Raw genomic sequence first — 20590 nt, 5'->3', positions numbered from 1 at the left:
CCAAAAAGAGATGCAGCATGTTTCGCTCGCATCCAGGGGAAAATGACATATGGAGTATTTCGTCCAGCAGCTCTTAAATGGGCTGACGCTTGGATCCATCTATGGCCTTGTGGCTATTGGCTATACGATGGTTTACGGCATTATCGGCATGATCAATTTCGCCCATGGCGACATCTTCATGCTCGGTGGTTTCGCCGCTCTTATCGTCTTCCTCGTCCTCACATCCATCTTCGCAGGTCTCCCGGTGGCAGTTTTGCTGCTGGCGATGCTTGTCGTCGCGATGTTGATGACGAGTTTGTGGAACTGGACGATTGAGCGCGTCGCATACCGTCCCCTGCGCGGTTCCTTCCGCCTGGCGCCGCTGATTACCGCGATCGGCATGTCGATCACGCTGTCCAACTTCATCCAGGTGACGCAGGGTCCACGCAACAAGCCGATTCCGCCGATGGTGAGCTCGGTCTACCAGTTCGGCAACATCTCGGTGTCGCTGAAACAGATCATCATCATCGTGATCACGGCAGTGCTGCTCACGATCTTCTGGTACATCGTCAATCGTACCGCACTCGGCCGTGCCCAGCGTGCCACTGAGCAGGATCGCAAGATGGCAGCGCTGCTCGGCGTCAACGTCGACCAGACGATCTCGATCACTTTCGTTATGGGTGCGGCACTCGCAGCCGTCGCCGGCACGATGTACCTGATGTATTATGGCGTCGCCTCGTTTAACGACGGCTTCACGCCTGGTGTGAAGGCCTTCACGGCAGCCGTTCTCGGCGGTATCGGTTCGTTACCCGGCGCCGTCTTCGGCGGCCTCCTTATCGGCCTTATCGAGTCGCTGTGGTCGGCATACTTCACCATCGCCTACAAAGACGTCGCGACCTTTGCGATCCTGGCTTTCGTGTTGATCTTCAAGCCGACCGGCATCCTCGGGCGGCCGGAAGTCGAGAAGGTATAACGTCATGGCAAACATTGAAAATTCTGCAGGCAAGCCCGATGCCGGACTTGTCCGCAAAGGCCTTACCGAAGCTCTTTTCGCCGCTGTCCTGTCGTTCGGCATGTTCGTTCTCTATGTCGGCCTCAAGACCGACCAGAACATCAGCAACGAGCTGATCATTGTCCAACGCTGGGGCCTGCTTGCGATCTTCGTCGCGGTCGCCGCCATCGGCCGCTTCGCCACGGTGGTTTTCCTGAGGCCGCATCTCGACAGCCGCAAGCTGGCGAAGGCGAGACAGGGCGAACTCGACATCTCAACCGAGAAGAGCTTCTTCCACCGGCATTTCCTGAAGATCGCGCTGATCGCGCTGCTGCTTTATCCCATGGTGGTGGTGGCGATCAAAGGCCCTCAGGGCTCGCTGACATATGTCGACAATTTCGGCATCCAGATCCTGATCTATGTGATGCTCGCCTGGGGGCTGAACATCGTCGTCGGCCTCGCTGGCCTGCTCGACCTCGGCTATGTCGCCTTCTATGCTGTTGGCGCTTATTCCTACGCGCTGCTTTCGAGCTATTTCGGCCTGTCCTTCTGGGTGCTGCTGCCGCTTTCGGGCATCTTCGCGGCACTCTGGGGCGTCATTCTCGGCTTTCCGGTGCTGCGCCTGCGTGGCGATTACCTGGCCATCGTGACGCTTGCCTTCGGTGAAATCATTCGTCTCGTCCTCATCAACTGGACTGAAGTGACGAAGGGTACCTTCGGTATCTCGAGCATCCCGAAGGCAACACTCTTCGGCATTCCCTTCGATGCGACGGCCGGCGGCTTTGCCAAGCTCTTTCACCTGCCGATCTCCTCGGCCTATTACAAGATCTTCCTCTTTTACCTGATCCTGGCGCTCTGCATGCTGACGGCCTATGTCACCATCCGGCTGCGCCGCATGCCGATCGGACGCGCCTGGGAAGCCTTGCGCGAAGACGAGATCGCCTGCCGTTCGCTCGGTATCAATACGGTGACGACCAAACTCACCGCCTTTGCGACGGGCGCGATGTTTGCCGGTTTCGCCGGCTCGTTCTTCGCCGCCCGCCAGGGCTTCGTTTCGCCGGAATCCTTCGTCTTCCTGGAATCGGCCGTCATTCTCGCTATCGTCGTTCTCGGCGGCATGGGCTCGTTGACCGGCATCGCGATCGCTGCCATCGTCATGGTCGGCGGCACTGAGTTGTTGCGCAGCATGGACTTCCTAAAACTCATCTTCGGACCCGATTTTACGCCGGAACTCTACCGCATGTTGATCTTCGGCCTCGCCATGGTCGTCGTCATGTTGTTCAAGCCGCGCGGCTTCGTCGGCTCGCGTGAGCCGACAGCCTTCCTCAGAGAGCGCAAGGCGATATCCGGAAGCTTCATCAAGGAGGGCCATGGTTGATGAGCCCCGTAACGAACACGATGTCTGACGACACTCTTCTCAAGGTCGAACACCTGTCGATGAAGTTCGGCGGCCTGATGGCCATCAACGACTTCTCCTTCGAAGCCAAGCGCGGCGATATCACCGCGCTGATCGGGCCGAACGGCGCCGGCAAGACCACCGTCTTCAACTGCATCACCGGCTTCTACAAGCCGACGATGGGCATGATCACGTTCAACCAGAAGAGCGGCAAGCAATATCTGCTGGAGCGCCTGCCGGACTTTCGCATCACCAGGGAAGCCAAGGTCGCGCGTACCTTCCAGAACATCCGGCTGTTCTCCGGCCTGACCGTTCTCGAAAACCTGTTGGTTGCCCAGCACAACAAGCTGATGAAGGCATCGGGTTATACGATCCTCGGCCTTATCGGTGTCGGCCCCTATAAGCGGGAAGCGGCCGGGGCGATCGAGCTTGCCCGTTTCTGGCTTGAGAAGGCCGATCTGATCGACCGCGCCGACGACCCCGCCGGCGATTTGCCCTACGGCGCCCAGCGGCGTCTCGAAATTGCCCGCGCCATGTGCACCGGTCCGGAGCTGCTCTGCCTGGATGAACCCGCTGCCGGCCTCAACCCACGGGAATCGGCAACGCTCAACGCACTGCTGAAGAGCATTCGTGCCGAAACAGGAACGTCGATCCTGCTGATCGAGCACGACATGTCGGTGGTCATGGAAATCTCCGACCACGTCGTCGTCCTCGAATATGGTCAGAAGATTTCCGATGGCACCCCGGATCACGTGAAGAACGATCCGAGGGTCATCGCGGCCTATCTCGGTGTCGAGGATGAAGAAGTGGAAGAGGTGATCGCAGCCGTCGAGCAGCTCGAAGGAGGCGCAAACTGATGGGCGATGAAGTAATGACCGGTCAACCGCTCCTTCAGGTCAACAGCGTCGAAACCTATTATGGCAATATCCGTGCGCTGGCCGGCGTCGATGTCCACGTCAACAAGGGCGAGATCGTCAGCCTGATCGGCGCCAATGGCGCCGGCAAGTCGACATTGATGATGACGATCTGCGGCAGCCCGCAGGCCCGCACCGGTTCGGTGGTCTTCGAGGGCCGCGACATCACCCGCATGCCGACGCATGAAATCGCCCGTCTACGCATTGCGCAGTCGCCAGAAGGCCGCCGCATCTTCCCGCGCATGACGGTTCTGGAAAATCTTCAGATGGGGGCAGGCCTCGACAATCTGAAACACTTCGCCGAAGACGTCGAGAAGATCTTCACGCTCTTCCCGCGTCTCAAGGAACGTCACGCCCAGCGGGGCGGAACACTTTCGGGCGGTGAGCAGCAGATGCTGTCGATCGGCCGCGCGCTGATGGCGCGCCCGAAGCTGCTGCTTCTCGACGAACCCTCGCTCGGTCTTGCGCCGCTGATCGTCAAGGGCATCTTCGAGGCGATCAAGAAGCTCAACGAGGCGGAGGGGCTGACCGTTTTCCTCGTCGAGCAGAACGCGTTCGCCGCCCTCAGGCTTTCTCACCGCGCCTACGTGATGGTGAACGGCAAGGTGACGATGAGCGGCTCCGGCAAGGAGCTTCTTGCCAATCCCGAGGTCCGCGCCGCCTATCTCGAAGGCGGAAGACACTAGGTCGAAAGGAGAGTTTGACATGCAGGGACTTTTCTTCGAAGCGGATGCCGGCCCCCTTGTGGCGATCCGTGTCATCGTCTTGCTCTTAGGCTTCTGGACGGCCTGGCGCGCCGGCAAAGCGGTTGCCGAAGGCTGGGCCGACTATCCGTTGGTCATCGTCTATACATTCCTGCTCGCCTGGGCGATGCAGTTCCTGCATCATGCCCTGTTCAATGGTCCGATGCTCAACGCCTTCTACTATATCCTCGACTTCGTGACACTGCTGGTGTTCTCGACGGCCGGCTTCCGCTACCGCCGCACCAATCAGATGGTTAACAACTATTACTGGCTGTACGAAAAGACTTCCGCGTTTTCGTGGAAGGACAAACATTGACAGTCCGTTGAAACTAGGCATGAATTGCCTTCCGAGTGGAACAGCTTTCCTGGCGCAGTCAATGGTGGGTAGTGCGCTGGGCCTTGGACCGGAACCCGCCCAAAAATTGGGAGTAATAATATGAAGAAGTCTCTTCTGTCGGCAGTGGCTCTGACGGCGATGGTCGCCTTCAGCGGCAACGCTTGGGCCGACGTCCTCATCGCTGTCGCTGGTCCGCTGACTGGCCCGAACGCCGCGTTCGGCGCTCAGCTCCAGAAGGGTGCTGAACAGGCAGCCGCCGACATCAACGCGGCTGGCGGCATCAACGGCGAGCAGATCAAGATCGAACTCGGCGACGACGTCTCCGACCCGAAGCAGGGCATTTCGGTCGCCAACAAGTTCGCTGCTGACGGCGTCAAGTTCGTCATCGGCCACTTCAACTCGGGCGTTTCGATCCCGGCTTCGGAAGTCTATGCCGAAAACGGCATCCTCGAAATCACCCCGGCTGCGACGAACCCGACCTTCACGGAACGGGGCCTCTGGAACACGTTCCGCACCTGCGGCCGCGACGACCAGCAGGGTGCCATCGCCGGCAAATATCTTGCCGATCACTTCAAGGACGCCAAGATCGCTGTCGTTCACGACAAGACCCCGTACGGTCAGGGCCTTGCCGACGAGACCAAGAAGGCTATGAACGCCGCCGGCGTGACGGAAGTCATATACGAAGGCATCAATGTCGGCGACAAGGACTTCTCGGCCCTCATCGCCAAGATGAAGGAAGCCGGCGTCTCGATCATCTATTGGGGTGGTCTGCACACCGAAGCCGGTCTCATCATCCGCCAGGCGGCTGACCAGGGCCTGAAGGCGACGCTGGTTTCGGGCGACGGTATCGTTTCGAACGAACTGGCCTCGATCGCTGGCGACGCTGTCGCCGGTACGCTGAACACCTTCGGCCCCGATCCGACGGCGAACCCTGCGAACAAGGAACTCGTCGAAAAGTTCAAGGCCGCTGGTTTCAATCCGGAAGCCTACACGCTCTATTCCTACGCTGCGATGCAGACGATCGCTGGAGCCGCCAAGGCTGCTGGTTCGCTGGATCCTGAGGCCGTTGCCAAGGCCATGAAGGAAAAGGGTCCGTTCCCGACCGTTCTCGGCGACATTTCGTTTGACGAAAAGGGCGACCCGAAGATTCCTGGCTACATCATGTACGAATGGAAGAAGGGTCCGGACGGCAAGTACAGCTACTTCCCGCAGGGCATGTAAGCCTCGCTCCCCTTTATGGGACATGATTATCGAAGCCCGGTTCCGACCGGGCTTCTTTCTTTTTGCGGACGTTTCAATTTTCGCCTGGCTGGTCTAACTCTTGGCATCGTTTTGAAGCGTTGAGCGGAACCGTCCATGTCCAAACCCCGCATTCTCGTCACCCGACGCTGGCCAGCCACGGTGGAAGCCGTCCTTGCCGAACGTTTCGACGTGACGTTCAATCCTGACGATATTCCGCTCGGTGAAAACGAGCTAAGGCTGGCGCTCTCGACTTATGATGCCGTATTGCCGACGGTTTCCGATCGGTTGCCCGCCGCTGTCTTCGACGGCCTGCCCGTTGTCACCAAGATCCTTGGCAATTTCGGCGTCGGCTACAATCACATCGATATTGCAGCTGCCAAGGAGAGAGGCATTGCGGTCACGAACACGCCGGGCGTGCTGACCGACTGCACGGCCGATATCGCCATGTTGCTGCTGCTCTCCGTTGCCCGGCGCGGCGGTGAGGGCGAGCGGCAGCTACGCGCTGGCGAATGGAAGGGCTGGTGCCCGACGCATATGGTCGGCACCAAGGTGACCGGGAAGACGGTCGGCATCATCGGTTTCGGCCGAATCGGCAAGGCCTTCGCGCAACGCTGCCATTACGGCTTCGGCATGGATGTGGTGTTCTTCAACCGTTCACCGATCGATCCGGCGGAGGCGGCGCGTTACGGCGCGCGGCAGTTGCCGACGATGGAGGCGGTGCTGGCGGTGGCCGATTTCGTCTCGCTGCATTGCCCCGGTGGAGCAGAGAACCGGCACCTGATGAATGCGGCGCGGCTTGCGGCGATGAAGCCGGGCGCCTTTCTCATCAATACGGCGCGTGGCGACGTGGTGGATGAGGCGGCGCTGATTGCAGCGCTGAAGGCGGGCACGATCCGCGGCGCCGGGCTTGACGTCTACGAGGCGGAACCTGATGTGCCGGAGACGCTGCGGCGGATGGAGAACGTCATGGTGCTGCCGCATCTCGGCAGCGCCACTGAAGAGACGCGGACCGCCATGGGCATGAAGGTGGTCGACAACGTGACGGCGTTTTTCGAGGGCAGGGATGTGCCGGATCGGGTGGTTTAGCGACCAGCCGCCAACGCCATCTCACATCTCGTGCAGCACATGCGTGGCCTTCACGGCGGCTGATGCGCGGTTCTCGACGCCGAGCTTCACATAAATCTGTTCGAGGTGCTTGTTCACCGTCCGCGCCGACAGTCCCAATATTTCGCCGATGTCGCGGTTGGCCTTGCCCTTGGCAATCCAGAGCAGCACTTCGGATTCGCGCTGGGTGAGCGAAAAGCGCTGGCGCAGCACCGCGTCGTCGCTGCGCTGATTGGCGGCAGTGAGGCGGAAGAGATATTCGTCAGGGCCGATTGCGCCGAGGAAGGCGAGCTGCAGCGCCGCTTGGCCGGCATGGGCAACGGAGATGATGCCGTCGCGTACCGCGGCGACGCGGTCGCGCATCCAGCCGGCGATATGGTGGACGACGATTTCCATGCCGTCGTCGCTGCCCATGGCGGCATTGACCAGCCGTGTGGCTTGTGGCGTTGACCAGTGGATGGCGCCGTCACCCTTGACTGCCAGCAGATGACGGCCGGCCGCGTCCAGCGCGATGCGAGCGCTTTGGGCCGAGCGAGCGTTGCGCAGATGGACACGGATGCGGGCGCGCAGTTCATCGATGTTGATCGGCTTGCTGAGATAATCGACGCCGCCGGACTCCAGCGCGTGCACGACATGCTCGGTCTCGGTCAGGCCGGTCATGAAGATGACGGGCACCTGCGCCACCGCGGCATTCGCCTTCAGCCGGCGGCAGGTCTCGAAGCCGTCCATGGCGGGCATTACCGCGTCGAGCAGGATGATATCGGGCGTGATGCGCTCGACGATACCAAGTGCGGCCGTGCCCGACGTGGCGATCAGCACGGAGAAGCCGGATTGTTCGAGTGCGTCGGTCAAGAAGCCGAGTGCTTCGGCCGAGTCGTCGACGAGCAGAACGATGTCGCGGGGGAGGGCCGGCTCAGCCAATGGATTCCACCTTTTCGTCGAAGTTGTGCAGGAAGGTCATGAAGCCGGCGAGATCGAAGGCGGCGACATAGGTGCGAAGTTCCTCTGTGAATGGCTGATTTGCCTCCACCTTGGCAAGGTCGGAAAGCTTGGCTTCGATACCTCTGATATAGCCGATCTCGCCGAGCCGCAGCAATTCCTGCACATGGGCAGCACCTGGGCTCAGCATCGGCGCTTCGATCTTAACAGGAACGGCTGGCGCGGCATCGGCAAAGATCCATGTCAGGCCGAGATGCAGGGCGAGCTTGTCGCGCAGCTGGCGGATGTCGACCGGCTTGCCGATCGCATCGTTGTGGCTGTCGTCGCTGTCGCTGAGAACCGCCGCATCACCGATATTGGCCGAAAGCATCAGCACTGGCGCCGTCTGACCGGCCTCGCGCAGACGCGAGACGAGCTGCCAGCCGTTCATGCCGGGCATCAGGATATCGACGAGGAAGAGGTCCGGTATGATGCCCTCGATCAGCGTCAGGCATTCGCCGCCGCCTGCCGCCGTCAGCACGATGAAATCGAGCGGCGCCAGGATTTCGCGCATCATCTCGCGGTGGTCCTCGTTATCGTCGACGACCACGACCGTGCGGCGCGGACCGTCGTAACCGACAATGCGCTTTTCCTGCGGCGCGGCGGCCACGGCGCGCATGACGGCGGACAGCATCAGCCGCACGCGGAAGGTCGAGCCTTCGTCCTTCACGCTCGAAACCGAAATCTCGCCACCGAGCGTATTGGTCAAAAGCCGGGTGATGGTGAGGCCGAGGCCAAGCCCCGGCATTGGCCGCACGCTTTCGGCCTCGCCGCGCTGGAAGGGTTCGTAGATGCGGGGCAGGTCTTTTTCCGTGATGCCGCGGCCGGTATCGGCGACGGTGAAGGTCGCCACCTGGCTGCGGTAGCCGACATCGAAGGTGACGCTGCCTTCGTCGGTGAACTTGATGGCATTGGAGAGCAGGTTGACCAGGATCTGGCGCAGGCGCTTTTCGTCGGTGCGGACGAATTGCGGCAAGGCCGGCGATCGCTCATGGACGAAGGCGAGCCCCTTTGCCTGCGCCTGCGGGCGGAACATATCGACGATCTGGTCGAGGAAATCCTGAATATTGATCTCGTTGGAATAGACCTGCAGGCGGCCGGCCTCGATCTTGGAAATATCGAGCAGGCCGTCGATTAGCCCGGAGAGGTGTTCGGCGCTGCGGCGGATGACCTTGATCGAGGATTGGCGCGGCGCCGGAATGGTCTCGTCGCGTTCGAGGATCTGGGCGTAGCCGAGCACGGCGTTCAGCGGCGTGCGTAATTCATGGCTGAGCCCGACGACATAGCGGCTCTTGGCACGGTTGGCGGCCTCGGCCGTCTCCTTGGCGTTCTGCAAGGCGGCGTCGGTCTTCTTGTGGGCGGCGATTTCCTTGAGCAGCAGCGTGTTCTGGCGCGAGGATTCCTCCTCGGCAACGACGCGGCTGTCATGGGCGAGCACATAGAACCAGCAGACAACGCCCGAGATCACCGAGAAGACGAAGAAGACGATGAGGATGGTGCGGTTGACGACCTCACCCGTCGCGGGTGAGGCGGAGGCGACCTGATGGGCGATCATCGCCAGGATCGCGCCGATGGCGGTCAATGCGAGCACGACGGCGATGCCGTAGCGGCCAAGGCGCGTCGTCAGCTTCCCCAGAATGGCTTCAGGCAGCAGCGCCTTGGCGACGGTGCCGACCTGCGCGTTGAAACGGGCAGCCGGCTTGCACATGTCGTGGCAGCGGCTGTCGAGCGAGCAGCAGAGCGAGCAGATCGGCGCGGCATAGGCCGGGCACCAGGCCATGTCCTCCGGCTCGAACGGGTGTTCGCAGACCGAGCAGGTAATGCTCGTCAGGTTCTTCCAGCTCTGGCGCGGCTTGCGGGCGAGATAGAATTTGCCTTTCGTCGCCCAGGCGATGACAGGCGAGGCGATCAGGGCGATGACGAGGGTGATGTAGGGGGCGAGCGAGGCGGCGATTTCGCCGAAGGCGCCGAAATGGGCAGTCAGCGACACCGTCGCCGACAGCGTCATGGCGCCGAGGCCGACCGGGTTGATGTCGTAGAGGTGGGCGCGCTTGAACTCGATGCCGGGAGGAGCCAACCCCAGCGGCTTGTTGATGAAGAGATCGGCGGAAATCGTGCAGAGCCAGGCCATGGCGATGATCGAGAAGATGCCGAGCGTTTCCTCCAGCAGCCGGTAGATGCCGAGTTCCATCAAAAGCAGGGCGATCGCGACGTTGAAGACCAGCCAGATGACACGGCCGGGATGGCTATGGGTCAGCCGCGAGAAGAAGTTCGACCAGGCGAGCGAGCCGGCATAGGCGTTCATCACGTTGATCTTCAGCTGCGAGACGACGACGAAAGCGGCCATCAATAGCAGCGCGGCATTGTGCCAGGGGACCATGTAGCCGAAGGCTGTCAGATACATCTGCGCCGGGTCGGCGGCGCGATCGAGGGGGACGCCTGAGGTGAAGGTCAGCACGACCAGGAATGAACCGGCAAGCAGCTTCGGCGCGCCGATGATGACCCAGCCGGGCCCGGCGAGAAAGATGGCCAGGCGATGGCGCCACTTGCGCTGCGGGTCCGGCGGCAGGAAGCGCAGGAAATCGGCCTGTTCGCCGATCTGCGACATCAGCGCCAGGATGACGGCAGAAGCAGCGCCGAACTCCACCAGATCGAATTCGGCGATGGTGCCGGGCGGGCCGGAGGCATGGCGAATGCCGGCAAAGGCGCGCCAGAGATCGAACTTTTCCCAGTCCAGCAAGGCGATGAAGATGAAGGGCAGGATATTCAGCACGATCCAGAAGGGCTGGGTCATCAGCTGGAACTTGCTGATCAGCCGCACGCCGTGCGTTACCAGCGGGATCACCATGACGGCGCTGATGATGTAGCCGATCCAGAGTGGGATGCCGAGGGTGAGCTCCAGCGCCCCGGACATGATCGAAGCCTCGATCGCAAACAGCATGAAGGTGAAGCTTGCATAGATCAGCGAGGTGATGGTTGAGCCGATGTAGCCGAAGCCCGCGCCGCGCGTCAGAAGATCGATGTCGACGCCGTGGCGGATGGCGTAGCGGCTGATCGGCAGGCCGATCGCCAGCATGGCGATCGAGGCGACGATGATGGCGTAAAAGGCGTTGGTGGTGCCGTAGGAGAGGGTGATCGCGCCGCCGATCGCCTCCAGCGCCAGGAAGGAGATCGCGCCGATCGCCGTCTGCGAGATGCGCTGCGAGGAGAAATGCCGGGCGCTCTTTGCGGTGAAGCGCAGCGCATAGTCTTCCAGCGTCTGGTTGGCGACCCAGCGATTGTATTCGCGTCTCACCGGAATGATGCGTTGGCGCGCTGTCATGCCCTCTTTCCGGCAATCTGGTTGGGCTCATCGTCTTCCAGCCAGTTTTGGCGGGATGGATGGGAAAGGCAAGAGGCGGACGCCAACTGGTTCACAGAATGGCAATATTTTTGCAATTGATCTGTCACATAAGAACTCTAACTCTCCCGGCGTTCGTTCAACCATTTCGGGTATCACCATGTCTGCTTTAAGCCTTTGCCGCCTGAGCACTGCCCTCGTTTGCCTGCTTTCTATCGTGCCATCGCTTGCCAGCGCCGAGCAGGCCACGGCGGCGAAAGCTCCCTATGCGCAGGCCGGAAACACCAACAAGCGCGGTGACGCCTGCTTCTCGACGGTCGACACCAACGCTGCGGTTCACCTTCTCTCCGGCTTCCTCGAAATCTGGACACCGCGCACGCCTTTCGTCGATGCGGGTGTCGAAGCCCCGGCCAAGGACAATTGCCCGGCTGTCGCCAAGACGGATTGGGACGGCATTCCCGCCAGCAAGACCGACGGCCACATCGTCAACCAGGCCGTCCATGACGCCAACATTGCCTATGTCGTCAATGCGACGCGGGCGCGGACGGCCGATCAGGCGGTGGCTGCCTATCTCGACGATCGGCGCGGCAAGAATGCCAGCATCGTCGACGGCCTTGGTCCGCTGACGGATGCCTGGAAGGCCGGTTCGAAGCAGACCACCACGATCACCGAGGTGGCGACCGACGCGACAACGGTCAAATATGACGACAAGGGCAACAATCGCGGCGCCGGCAGCAAGCCGGACGCGGAAAACAAGACCGATGCCAATCCCGACATGGGCCTTGCAATCGACTTCATCAACGCCGCAAGCGGTGACGGCTCGACGGAGCCGGCAAAACGTTATTTCAAATATGGCCGTCCCTACCGCTGGAGCCAGAATGTGTCGGTCGTCCCGACGCTGGAGCCCGCCAAGAGCGGCAAGCCGGTCGAGGACGGCGGTTTCCCGAGCGGGCATACGGCGGAAGCCTGGCGGGATGCGCTTTCCATGGCCTATCTCGTGCCGCAGCGCTTTCAGGAAATGATCACGCGCGCCAGCGAGCTGGGTGAAGACCGCATCCTCGCCGGCATGCATTCTCCTCTCGACGTGATGGGCGGCCGGATGCTCGGCACCGCCACGGTCGTCTACAATCTGAACAAGGCCGACAATGCGGCGCTGAAGAGGGATGCTTACAGCCAGGCGCAGTCATGGCTCGTCGCCAAGTCAGGCGTTGCGGATGCGGGCGCGCTCGAGGTCGCGGCCCATGCAGCACCGCTGGCTACAGATCGTTTCGCCGATCATGACGCCAATCGCGCTTACGTGCTGCAGCGCCTGAGCTACGGCCTGCCGACGATCCATGCGACCGATCAGCCGGCTCGCGTGCCGCAGGGTGCCGAAGCACTTCTCGAAACACGCCTGCCCTATCTGGACGGCGAGCAGCGCCGCGACGTGCTGAAGTCGACCGAGATCGCCTCCGGCTACCCGCTCCTCGACGATGCGGAAGGTTACGGCCGTCTCAACCTGTTTGCCGCCGCCGATGGTTACGCTGCGTTCGAACAGGACGTGACCGTGACGATGGACGCGGCAAAGGGCGGGTTCAATTCGATCGACTCCTGGCGGAACGACATCACCGGCAAGGGAGGGCTGGTGAAGCGCGGCAACGGCATCCTCGGGCTGTCGGGCGCCAACAGCTATGCCGGCGGCACCGTGCTTGAAGAGGGCGCGCTGGTGGCCGTGTCGCCGTCGGCCTTCGGTCGTGGCGGGTTGATGGTCAATGGCGGCTCGCTCGTTCTGGCGGCCGACAAGCCTTTGACCGTGAGCGGTGACTATCAGCAGGTCGCCAATGCCACGACGAAGCCGGCGCTCGGCGAAAACGGCGCTGGCACGCTGGTTGTCGAAGGCAAGGCAGTGCTGGCCGGCGACCTCGAAGTGACACTTGCCGATGGCTATGCCCCAACGCCCGGAACGAAGATCGAAATCCTGAAGGCGAGTGCAGTGACTGGCACCTTCGGCAAGTTCACGGTTTCCGGCCACAAGGCGAGCCTCTCCTACGGCCCGACATCAGTCACTTTGACGATCGACGGATAAATTCCGGTATCGAGACAGGGCATCTCCGGCCACGGGGATGCCCTTCCTTCCCTGGTCTGCCTGTTTGACCCCCGCGCCTACGTCATTTTGCGTATGTGTTTTTGCGTTGCAGCGCCCGATAGTCCCTTAAGCAACAGTTAATCTCCGTTTCCGGCCTGTTGCGGAACAAGAAGAGGGGCTCAACCAGATGAATCTCAGAACTACTATTACTGGCGCTGCACTCGGCGCCGTCATGGCGGCCTCGGCTGCCTTCAGCGGTGCTGTTGCCGCCGACGACACGATCAAGGTCGGCATTCTGCACTCGCTTTCCGGCACCATGGCCATCTCCGAGACCACGCTCAAGGACGCCATGCTGATGCTCATCGACGAGCAGAACAAGAAGGGCGGCCTTCTCGGCAAGAAGCTTGAGGCCGTCGTCGTCGACCCGGCTTCCGACTGGCCGCTGTTTGCCGAAAAGGCACGTGAGTTGATCCAGAAGGACAAGGTTGCCGCCGTCTTCGGTTGCTGGACGTCCTCGTCGCGCAAGTCCGTTCTGCCGGTTTTCGAAGAGACCAACTCGATCCTCTTCTACCCGGTCCAGTATGAAGGCGAAGAGTCCTCGCGCAACATCTTCTACACCGGTGCTGCTCCGAACCAGCAGGCCATTCCTGCTGTCGACTACCTGATGGAAAAAGAAGGCGTCAAGCGCTTCGTTCTCGAAGGTACGGACTACGTTTATCCGCGCACGACCAACAAGATTCTCGAGGCATATCTGATTTCGAAGGGTATTCCGAAAGAAGACATCCTGACCAACTACACGCCGTTCGGCTTCTCCGACTGGCAGACCGAAGTTTCCAAGATCAAGGAATTCGGTTCGGCCGGCAAGAAGACCGCCGTCGTCTCGACGATCAACGGCGATGCCAACGTTCCCTTCTACAAGGAACTCGGTAACAAGGGCATCAAGGCAACCGACATCCCCGTCGTCGCCTTCTCGGTCGGCGAAGAAGAGCTTGCCGGTCTCGACACCAAGCCGCTCGTCGGCCATCTCGCTGCCTGGAACTACTTCGAGTCGGTCGAAAGCCCTGCCAACAAGAAGTTCATCAAGGACTGGCACGCGTTCACCAAGAACGACAAGCGCGTGACGAACGACCCGATGGAAGCCGCCTATATCGGCTTCAACGCATGGGTTAAGGCCGTCCAGGCTGCCGGCACGACCGACACCGACAAGGTTCTCGATACTATCATCGGCGTCAGCGTTCCGAACCTCTCCGGCGGTTATGCCACCGTCATGCCGAACCACCACATCACCAAACCGGTGTTGATCGGTGAAATCCAGGCCGACGGCCAGTTCGAAATCGTCCAGCAGACACCTGCCGTCGTCGGCGACGAATGGTCAGACTTCCTGCCTGATTCCAAGGACCTGATCTCCGATTGGCGCAAGCCGATGTCCTGCGGCAACTTCAACGTTGCTACGGGCAAGTGCGGTGGCAAGGGCTCCTGAGTACGACCCCGATCCGATGATTGCCTGAAGGATTCCGTCCGGGTTTGATCCCGGGCGGAAGCTCCGTCCCAGCGATTGCGCCGCGAGGCCAACACTATCAAGGGCGAGAAAGCCGATGTATCGCGCCATAAAGATTTTCCTCATCACGGTTTGCCTGACATTTTCGGGCCTGACATTTTCGGGCGTGATAATCTCGAGCGAAGTCCAGGCCCAGGACGATATCCACGTGCTTATCGACGCGCTCGGCGTCGGTGACTTCCCGGAACGAGAAGCGGCCATCAAGGCGCTGGTCGCTTCCAAGGACCAGCATGTCAGCCAGATCCTACAACAGTTGAGCGACGGCCGTCTCTACGTCAATTCCGATGGCGGCCCGGTTCTCCTTCAGGGCGGTACCGATGACGAACCGACCTATTCCGATCCGATCACCGGCGAAGCCGCTGCCGATGTCGATCCGGATCTGATGACGAAGGTCAAGATCAACAATGCGCTTCGCGGCGTCATCAGCGCCGCCACCAGCCAGTTGACGCTGATGAGCCCGGACCGTTCCGCGCGGCTTGCCGCGGCGCAGGGCCTTCTGAAAGATGCCGATCCCGCCAATCTCGACCTGCTGAACTCGGCGCTTGCGGCCGAAAAGGACGCTGAGATCAAGACTACGATGGAAGCGGCGCGCGCAGTGCTGCTGCTCAAGACCGATGCGAGCGTCGAAGACAAGAAGGCTGCGATCGATACGATCGCAGCGCGCGGCAATCGCGATGCGCTGACCATCCTCACGACCACACTCGAAACCGCGCCTGAAGATCTGAAGCCGGCGATCCAGGCGGATATCAGTTCCATCAATCGCAGCCTGGCGCTGTGGGATATCGTCCAGAACATCTGGTACGGATTGTCTCTCGGCTCGGTACTGCTGCTTGCCGCGATCGGCCTTGCCATCACCTTTGGCGTCATGGGCGTCATCAACATGGCGCATGGCGAAATGGTGATGATCGGTGCCTATACGACCTATGTCGTGCAGGAATACATAACCTCCGCCTTTCCTGAACTTGCCGATTATTCGCTGGCCTTTGCTGTGCCTGCGGCCTTCGTCTTTACCGGCTTCGTCGGTCTGTTGATCGAGCGCGCCGTCATCCGCTATCTCTACGGTCGGCCGCTGGAAACGCTGCTCGCCACCTGGGGCGTGTCGCTGATCCTGCAGCAGGCGGTGCGCAGCATCTTCGGCCCGACCAACCGCGAGGTCCGCAATCCGACCTGGATGTCCGGCGTCTTCGATCTCGGCGGGCTCTCCATCACCTGGAACCGACTGTGGATCATCGTCTTTTCGATGGTGGTCTTTGTGGCGCTGCTCCTGCTGCTCAAGCGGTCCGCCTTCGGCCTGCAGATGCGCGCCGTTACGCAGAACCGCCGCATGGCGTCGTCGATGGGCATCCGCACCGGTTGGGTCGATGCCTTCACCTTCGCGCTCGGCTCGGGCATTGCCGGCATCGCCGGCGTGGCGCTCAGCCAGATTGACAACGTCTCGCCGAACCTCGGTCAATCCTACATCATCGACAGCTTCATGGTCGTCGTCTTCGGCGGTGTCGGCAATCTCTGGGGTACGCTGGTCGGTGCACTCTCGCTCGGCGTCGTCAACAAGTTCCTCGAGCCCTTTGCCGGCGCCGTGCTCGGCAAGATCCTGGTGCTCGTCCTTATCATTCTCTTCATCCAGAAGCGTCCCCGCGGGCTCTTCGCACTCAAAGGAAGGGCGGTGGAAGCATGATTACGGCCTTCCTTCTCCGATCACTCGATCGCAAGATCGTCATTGCCATCGCCCTCCTGCTTCTGGTCGCGATCCTCGTGCCGGTCCTGAACCTGATGACGGGGCCGACCAATCCGCTGCACGTGCCGACTTATATCATGTCGCTGTTCGGCAAGTATCTGACCTATGCGCTGCTGGCGCTGGCGCTCGACCTCGTCTGGGGCTTCTGCGGCATCCTCTCCCTCGGCCACGGTGCCTTCTTTGCGCTCGGCGGCTATGCGATGGGCATGTATCTGATGCGCCAGATCGGCACGCGCGGCAGCTACGGAGATCCTGTTCTGCCTGACTTCATGGTGTTCCTGAACTGGAAGGATCTGCCTTGGTTCTGGTACGGCTTCAACCATTTCTGGTTTGCTGCGCTGATGGTGCTCGTCGTACCCGGCCTGCTCGCCTTCGTCTTCGGCTGGTTTGCCTTCCGCTCACGCGTCAACGGCGTCTATCTCTCGATCATCACCCAGGCGATGACCTACGCGCTGCTGCTGGCCTTCTTCCGCAACGACATGGGCTTCGGCGGCAATAACGGCCTTACTGATTTCAAGGACATTATCGGTTTCAATGTACAGGCTGACGGCACGCGTGCAGCCCTCTTTGCCGCAACCGCGATTTTCCTCGCTCTATCGCTGATGATCGCCTCGGCGATCGTACGCTCGAAGTTCGGCAAGGTGCTGGTCGGCGTGCGCGATGCCGAAAGCCGCACGCGCTTCCTCGGCTACCGCGTCGAGCATTTCAAGCTTTTCACCTTCGTCGTCTCGGCGATGATGGCGGGCATTGCCGGCGCGCTCTACGTGCCGCAGGTGGGCATCATCAATCCAGGCGAATTCGCACCTGCCAATTCGATCGAAGTCGTCATATGGACCGCGGTCGGCGGGCGGGCGACGCTGATCGGGCCGATCATCGGCGCGATCCTCGTCAACGGCGGCAAGACGATCTTCACGGGCCTCTTCCCGGAGGTCTGGCTGTTTGCACTGGGCGGTCTCTTCGTCGCCGTCACGTTGTTCCTGCCGAAGGGCGTCGTCGGCACGATTTCGCAATATCTCGGCAAGCGGAAGCCTGTCTCCAAGGCGGCACCACCGGCGGCTGAGGAAGACGGTATCGAGCCGAAAATCCAGGCAGCGGAGTGAGCGCCATGATCCCCGACGTCAAACCCACCAGCGTGCTTTATCTCAACGGCGTGTCGGTTTCCTTCGACGGCTTCAAGGCGCTGAACTCGCTGTCGATCGTCATCGAGCCCGGTGAACTCCGCGCCATTATCGGCCCGAACGGGGCCGGCAAGACGACGATGATGGATATCATCACCGGCAAGACCCGGCCCGATGAGGGTGAGGTGTTCTTCAACGGTACTATCGATCTCACCAAGAAGGATGAAGCCGATATCGCTCAGCTCGGCATCGGCCGCAAGTTTCAGAAGCCGACAGTCTTCGAAAGCCATACGGTGTGGGACAATCTGGAGCTGGCGCTGAACCGACGTCGTGGTGTGTTCTCGACGCTGCTCTACCGGCTTTCGGGCGAGGACAAGGCGCGCATCGAGGAGATCCTCGAAACGGTGCGGCTGACGCATCGCCGCGACGAATTCGCCGCCAATCTCTCGCACGGGCAGAAGCAGTGGCTGGAGATCGGCATGCTGCTGGCGCAGGAGCCGAAGCTCCTGCTCGTCGACGAACCGGTGGCCGGCATGACCGATGCAGAGACGGCTGAAACCGCGATCCTGCTTAAGGATATCGCCAAAACCCGGTCGGTTGTCGTCGTCGAACATGACATGGGCTTCATCCGTGACCTCGGCGTCAAGGTGACCTGCCTCGCGGAAGGCTCGGTGCTGGCGGAAGGATCGATCGACTTCGTGAGTTCGGATCCGAAGGTGATCGAGAACTATCTGGGGCGGTGATGATGCGGTCGATGTTTCTGGATTGGTCTGAAAGGGGAGCGACATATTCCCTCTTCGCTCCAGCGGGGAGAAGGTGGCGTGAAGGGTCGGATGAGGGGCCTGCACGGCACGCCGCTGATAACCTCTCGCCTTCGCTCAACGCGTTCGTCGCTGTTGCTCCTCACCCCCTCATCGCCTCGCTGCGCTCGGCACTTCTCCCCGCGAAGGAGAAGAGGGTGGTCGCACCGCCGGCACGGCAAACAAGGATGTCGCATCATGCTGACAGTTGAAAACGCAAACCTGCATTATGGCGCCGCTCAGGCGCTGCGCGGCATCTCGATCAAGGCCGAGATGGGTAAGATCACCTGCGTGCTGGGGCGTAACGGCGTGGGGAAGAGTTCTCTTCTGCGCGCCGTTACCGGCCAGCATCCGCTGTCGGCGGGCACCGTCACCTTCAACGACACCAGGCTCAACGGCCTGCCGCCCTTTGCCCGCGCCAAGCAGGGCATCGGTTATGTGCCGCAGGGGCGCGAAATCTTCCCGCTGCTGACCGTCAAGGAAAATCTCGAAACCGGCTTTGCTCCGCTTGGCCGCCGCGACCGCAACATCCCCGATGACATCTTCAGTCTCTTCCCGGTGCTGAAGTCGATGTTGTCACGTCGCGGCGGCGATCTTTCCGGCGGGCAGCAGCAGCAATTGGCGATCGGGCGCGCCATGGTGACGCGGCCTAGGATTCTCGTGCTCGACGAGCCAACCGAGGGCATCCAGCCGTCAATCATCAAGGATATCGGCCGGGCGATCCGCTATCTGCGCGACTCCACAGGCATGGCGATCCTGCTCGTCGAGCAGTATCTCGATTTCTGCCGCGAGCTTGCTGACTATGTCTACATCATGGACCGCGGCGAAATCGTGCATGAAGGGCTTGCCGAGACGCTGGATACGCCAGAGGCCCGCCGCCATCTGACTGTCTGACCGGCAGATGCCGCTTTTAGCAGCAAGGAGCACGGCGTCTGGAAAACCGTCCGCTGCCGCCAAAGGTCTGCTCGGGACGGCATGGGAATTGCTTGCTTTCCGCTATCCGCGCGCTTGAATGAAAACCGATAGCGCGACCGAAAGGGACGATATGACGATTGCGGCGGCAGGCACGAGACTGCAAAGAGCGGAAGGGCGCGGGCATCTGGCGGCAAAGCTGTTCGATGGCCGCACGCGCATCCGTGAACTCTATCAGGAGGGGGCCGCGAAGATCCGCCTGCCCGATACCTTCGATGCCTCCATGGAAGCCGTCATCATCAATACATCAGGCGGTTTGACAGGCGGTGACCGCATGTCCTGGAGCGTCGTTGCCGGTGCCGGTACGCGCGTCGACGTCACCACCCAAGCCTGCGAGAAGATCTACAAGGCTTCGGCCGGCACGGCAGAGGTTTCGACCAGCATCGAGGTCGGCGCCCGCGCCCGCGTTGACTGGCTGCCTCAGGAGACGATCCTTTTCGACCGCGCCTCGCTGTCGCGCCGGTTGGATGTCGATCTCGACGAGAATGCCGAATTTCTCGCCGTCGAAGCCGTGCTGCTTGGCCGCAAGGCGATGGGCGAAATGATGGAGACGGGACTTTTCCGCGACCGCTGGCGCATCCGCCGCTCGGGGCGGTTGATCCATGCCGAAGAACTGCGGCTGTCCGACGGCGTAGCGGCCCTTGCCGCGCGCCAGGCCGTGCTCGGCGGGCAGGTGGCTTTTGCGACGCTGCTTTATGCCGGGCCTTTGGCCGAAGCCTATCTCGGCAAGGTGCGGCCGCTCGTCGAAGGGCCGATGGGCGGGGCAAGCGCCTGGAACGACAAGCTCGTCGTCCGCCTTGCAGCAGCCGACGGCTTCTCGCTCAGAAAAATCCTGATCCCGGTCATTTCGGCCTTGCGCAACGGCGCGCCTGTGCCGAAAGTCTGGAATCTATGAACCTAGAGCATGATGCCGAAAAGTGTGAGCGGTTTTCGGACGACATCATGCTCTAACTCTTTAATGTAGAACAGGATCATCCTGTTCTAGGCATGAAGCAGATGGACAAGCGATGAACCTCACTCCGAGAGAAAAAGACAAGCTGTTGATTTCCATGGCGGCGATGGTGGCGCGGCGGCGGCTGGAGCGCGGCGTCAAGCTGAACTATCCCGAAGCGATCGCGCTGATCAGCGACTTCGTCGTCGAAGGCGCCCGCGACGGCCGCCCGGTTGCCGAGCTGATGGAAGCCGGCGCCCATGTGATCGGCCGCGACCAGGTGATGGAGGGGATTGCAGAGATGATCCACGACGTGCAGGTGGAGGCAACGTTTCCGGATGGCACCAAGCTCGTTACCGTGCACGAGCCGATCCGTTGAGGAGATAG

General features: G+C 61.2%; 17 protein-coding genes. 15 read left to right on the top strand and 2 right to left on the bottom strand.

Annotated features, from left to right (window positions below):
* Window positions 1–49: 49 nt before the first annotated feature.
* The 7 genes from ELH03_RS16615 to ELH03_RS16585 all read left to right on the top strand — a co-directional run bounded on the left by ELH03_RS16615 (window position 50) and on the right by ELH03_RS16585 (window position 6688).
* Window positions 50–952 (top strand): branched-chain amino acid ABC transporter permease, encoded by a 903-nt coding sequence (locus ELH03_RS16615; RefSeq protein ID WP_017965841.1) that lies wholly within the window; start codon window positions 50–52, stop codon window positions 950–952.
* Window positions 953–956: 4 nt separating this feature from the next.
* Window positions 957–2348, top strand: coding sequence for a high-affinity branched-chain amino acid ABC transporter permease LivM (gene livM, locus ELH03_RS16610; RefSeq protein WP_128400535.1), 1392 nt, complete (start codon window positions 957–959; stop codon window positions 2346–2348).
* Window positions 2348–3223 carry an ABC transporter ATP-binding protein gene (locus ELH03_RS16605; RefSeq protein WP_018446887.1) on the top strand — a complete coding sequence of 292 codons (876 nt, stop codon included), beginning with the start codon at window positions 2348–2350 and terminating at the stop codon, window positions 3221–3223. The genes livM and ELH03_RS16605 overlap by 1 nt, the downstream gene beginning before the upstream one ends.
* Window positions 3223–3966, top strand: a complete 744-nt coding sequence (locus tag ELH03_RS16600) for an ABC transporter ATP-binding protein (RefSeq protein ID WP_018243304.1) — start codon at window positions 3223–3225, stop codon at window positions 3964–3966. The genes ELH03_RS16605 and ELH03_RS16600 overlap by 1 nt, the downstream gene beginning before the upstream one ends.
* 19 nt (window positions 3967–3985) lie before the next feature.
* Complete coding sequence (locus tag ELH03_RS16595) at window positions 3986–4339, top strand: DUF6867 family protein (protein WP_003561969.1); 354 nt, start codon at window positions 3986–3988, stop codon at window positions 4337–4339.
* A gap of 120 nt (window positions 4340–4459) precedes the next feature.
* Window positions 4460–5581, top strand: coding sequence for a branched-chain amino acid ABC transporter substrate-binding protein (locus ELH03_RS16590; RefSeq protein ID WP_003542332.1), 1122 nt, complete (start codon window positions 4460–4462; stop codon window positions 5579–5581).
* Window positions 5582–5716: 135 nt separating this feature from the next.
* Entirely contained in the window at window positions 5717–6688 is a 972-nt protein-coding gene (locus ELH03_RS16585) for a 2-hydroxyacid dehydrogenase (RefSeq protein WP_130766519.1), read from the top strand.
* Between the two features lie 21 nt (window positions 6689–6709).
* Here the strand turns inward: ELH03_RS16585 and ELH03_RS16580 are convergent, their stop codons facing one another.
* Together ELH03_RS16580 and ELH03_RS16575 are read right to left on the bottom strand one after the other, a co-directional pair.
* Entirely contained in the window at window positions 6710–7627 is a 918-nt protein-coding gene (locus tag ELH03_RS16580; RefSeq protein ID WP_027683356.1) for a response regulator transcription factor, read from the bottom strand.
* Window positions 7620–11006: a hybrid sensor histidine kinase/response regulator gene (locus ELH03_RS16575; RefSeq protein WP_128400533.1), complete on the bottom strand. Its 3387-nt coding sequence runs from the start codon at window positions 11004–11006 to the stop codon at window positions 7620–7622. The genes ELH03_RS16580 and ELH03_RS16575 overlap by 8 nt, the downstream gene beginning before the upstream one ends.
* Before the next feature lie 178 nt (window positions 11007–11184).
* On the opposite strand from ELH03_RS16575, the gene ELH03_RS16570 reads away from it, so the two are divergent.
* From ELH03_RS16570 to ELH03_RS16530, 8 genes are all read left to right on the top strand, one after another.
* Window positions 11185–13089: an acid phosphatase gene (locus ELH03_RS16570; RefSeq protein ID WP_130766518.1), complete on the top strand. Its 1905-nt coding sequence runs from the start codon at window positions 11185–11187 to the stop codon at window positions 13087–13089.
* Between the two features lie 187 nt (window positions 13090–13276).
* On the top strand, window positions 13277–14569 hold the full coding sequence (urtA, locus tag ELH03_RS16565) for an urea ABC transporter substrate-binding protein (protein WP_128400531.1): 1293 nt from the start codon (window positions 13277–13279) through the stop codon (window positions 14567–14569).
* Window positions 14570–14684: 115 nt separating this feature from the next.
* The gene (urtB, locus tag ELH03_RS16560; RefSeq protein WP_128400530.1) at window positions 14685–16322 is read left to right on the top strand and encodes an urea ABC transporter permease subunit UrtB; all 1638 of its coding nucleotides are present in this window, start codon (window positions 14685–14687) and stop codon (window positions 16320–16322) included.
* Window positions 16319–17482: an urea ABC transporter permease subunit UrtC gene (urtC, locus tag ELH03_RS16555; RefSeq protein WP_128400529.1), complete on the top strand. Its 1164-nt coding sequence runs from the start codon at window positions 16319–16321 to the stop codon at window positions 17480–17482. Before urtB ends, urtC begins: the two co-directional genes overlap by 4 nt.
* Before the next feature lie 5 nt (window positions 17483–17487).
* On the top strand, window positions 17488–18243 hold the full coding sequence (gene urtD, locus ELH03_RS16550; RefSeq protein WP_128400528.1) for an urea ABC transporter ATP-binding protein UrtD: 756 nt from the start codon (window positions 17488–17490) through the stop codon (window positions 18241–18243).
* Between the two features lie 255 nt (window positions 18244–18498).
* On the top strand, window positions 18499–19194 hold the full coding sequence (urtE, locus tag ELH03_RS16540) for an urea ABC transporter ATP-binding subunit UrtE (protein ID WP_003581844.1): 696 nt from the start codon (window positions 18499–18501) through the stop codon (window positions 19192–19194).
* Window positions 19195–19345: 151 nt separating this feature from the next.
* Window positions 19346–20167: an urease accessory protein UreD gene (locus ELH03_RS16535; RefSeq protein ID WP_128400623.1), complete on the top strand. Its 822-nt coding sequence runs from the start codon at window positions 19346–19348 to the stop codon at window positions 20165–20167.
* 112 nt (window positions 20168–20279) lie between these two features.
* Window positions 20280–20582: an urease subunit gamma gene (locus tag ELH03_RS16530; RefSeq protein WP_003561955.1), complete on the top strand. Its 303-nt coding sequence runs from the start codon at window positions 20280–20282 to the stop codon at window positions 20580–20582.
* The last annotated feature ends 8 nt before the right edge of the window (window positions 20583–20590 follow it).

The sequence above is a fragment of the Rhizobium beringeri genome, assembly GCF_004306515.1.
Taxonomy (GTDB): Bacteria; Pseudomonadota; Alphaproteobacteria; order Rhizobiales; family Rhizobiaceae; genus Rhizobium; species Rhizobium beringeri.
This window is presented reverse-complemented; position numbering and strand designations above follow the sequence as displayed.